The organism is Okeania sp. SIO2B3 (assembly GCF_010672525.1).
GTDB lineage: Bacteria > Cyanobacteriota > Cyanobacteriia > Cyanobacteriales > Microcoleaceae > Okeania.
In genome coordinates, this window is sequence record NZ_JAAHGH010000066.1 from 39,509 (window position 1) to 42,029 (window position 2,521).

The 2,521-nt window shown below is 31.8% G+C and carries 2 protein-coding genes; both read right to left on the reverse strand.

The features are described from left to right. Nucleotides 1-899 (reverse strand): ABC transporter substrate-binding protein (locus F6K15_RS27285; RefSeq protein ID WP_293066996.1); only part of this gene is annotated, 899 nt, incomplete at its 3' end. Between the two features lie 187 nt (nucleotides 900-1,086). After that, nucleotides 1,087-2,521: ABC transporter substrate-binding protein (locus F6K15_RS27290; protein WP_293066999.1), on the reverse strand; the 1,435-nt coding region annotated here is incomplete at its 5' end.

A 2,521-nucleotide genomic window follows, 5' to 3' on the forward strand; every position in this document is an offset into this window, starting at 1 on the left:
CCAGGAATTGACATAGTTGGATTAATTGTCATTAAAGTTTTGCGATTGAGGAAATTAGTATTATTATCAGAATTTAGCCAATTAACTGCATTAGGTGGCACATATCCATTTTTATAAAAGCTAGTATACCAATCTAAAATCTCAATTATTTTTTGTCTTATGGCTGGTTTATCTACTTGTAATTTGCCCTGTTTATCTAATATTTGTACATTGTTGGCCTCCAAAATTTGCTCAAATATAACATAAGTATCTGTACTATAAATAGACATGGGCAAACCCAAGGCGTAAATCTCACTATTATTTTGTTGAGGTAAAACTTTTTGTAAATTTTTCCAAAACTGCCAAAATTCATCCCATTTTTCCGGTATTTCTTCACCTAAACCAGCTTCACGAATTAAATCATGCCAGTAGTGAATATGAATACTTTGCTGCATTATTGGTACAGCATAATAAGAAGATTTAGACTCAATATTATTGTACAAATAAGCAGATTTTAGAGCAGTATCGCTGTATAAATTATTGACAGATTCAATTATGTCTGAAACATCTACTAATTTCCCTTCCCACGCCCATTGAGGAGTTAAAGTATATTCAGCTCTTTCAGAGAAGAGAATATCAGGTGGTTCACCTTTTGCTAAAGCATCAATAGTGGCTTGTAATATATTATCCTCACTAAAAAATAAAAGTTCAACTTTGTTTTTAGTTTTTTCTTGCCACTTAGTAATAACTTTTTTCAGAGCTTCATCCTGCTCTAGATAGTATCCCCGATTCCACCAAATTGTTAAAACTGCCTCTGACTGAAATTTTTGGAGAGAATTTTTAGGTTTATTTACACTACAAGTAACTAAGATAAAACTGACTATAAACAACAAAATTATAGTCAAAAATTTATTGATCACAATTATCACCTAGTTCTAAAATTATTATGCTGAGCGTAAGCATTTCCTGCGGAATGCTGCGCAAACAGCTATTAGCTGTCAGCTATCAGCAATGATATCCCAACCTTAAGGAGAGGGTTTAAGTTAATATAGACTTTAAAGTCGGCTTTTGTAGTCAGATTTAATTCTGACTTAGTTAATAAAGCTTTTATCTAAAACTAAAAAAATAGCTGATAGCTGACGGCTTAATGCTTACTGCTTCTCTAGTTTTCCACCCATCAAATATTTCTTTAATACGTTTAATAGCTCGATCTGTTACTTCAGTTGGTGATAAACCTTCAATTACAATTTGCTGGATCGCCTTACTCCAAATATTTTCTATATGTACTTGAGAATAAGCATGGTTTATAGAATTATTAAATAAGTGAGTTAGACCTTCAGCAAACTGTTGAGATGCTACGGAAATATGAGAGTCTTTTGTATCATGCCAAAATGGGTCTTCCCATAATTGAGGCATAATTGGAAAATAGCGACCTTTACTACCTTTAATGTAAGCTCCTAAATTCTCTGGTTGTATTAAATATGATAAAAATTCTTTCGCCAGCTTTGGATGAGCAGAAGATGTAAAAACTATAGGTTGTTTAATAGATACTAAATATCTAGGTTTGTCTCCATTAGGATTATTTGGAAATTCTATAGTTCTGATTTGATTTAAGTAAATTTCTTCGTCTTCTTTTTGAGAGCCAGGAATTGACATAGTTGGATTAATTGTCATTAAAGTTTTGCGATTGAGGAAATTAGTATTATTATCAGAATTTAGCCAATTAACTGCATTAGGTGGCACATATCCATTTTTATAAAAGCTAGTATACCAATCTAAAATCTCAATTATTTTTTGTCTTATGGCTGGTTTATCTACTTGTAATTTGCCCTGTTTATCTAATATTTGTACATTGTTGGCCTCCAAAATTTGCTCAAATATAACATAAGTATCTGAAGCATCGATAGACATGGGTAAACCCAAAGCATAAATATTACTGTCATTTTGTTGACGCAAAACTTTTTGTGCATTCTGCCAAAATTGCCAAAAATCATCCCATTGTTTTGGTATTTCTTCACCTAGACCTGCATCACTAATTAAATCATGCCAGTAGTGAATATGGACACTTTCCTGCATTATTGGTACAGCATAATAAGAAGATTTAGACTCAACATTATTATATAAATAAACAGACTTTAGAGCAGTATCTCTGTATAAATTATTTACAGGTTTAATTACATCCGAAACATCTACTAATTTTCCTTCTGATGCCCATTGGGGAATTAAAGTATATTCTGCTATTTTAGAGAACAAAATATCAGGTGGTTTACCTTTTGCTAAGGCATCAATACCTACTTGTAAAATATCATCCTCACTAAAAAACAAAAGTTCAACTTTATTGTTAGTTTTTTCTTGCCATTCAGTAATAACTTTTTGTAAAGCCTCATCTTGCTCTAGGTAGTATCCCCGGTTCCACCAAATGGTTAAAACTGCCTCTGATGGCTCTGGTTGGAGAGAATTTTTAGGTTTATTTACACTACAAGTAACTAATATTAAACTGAGTATAAATAGCAAAATTACAGAAAATAATTTACGTCTCATA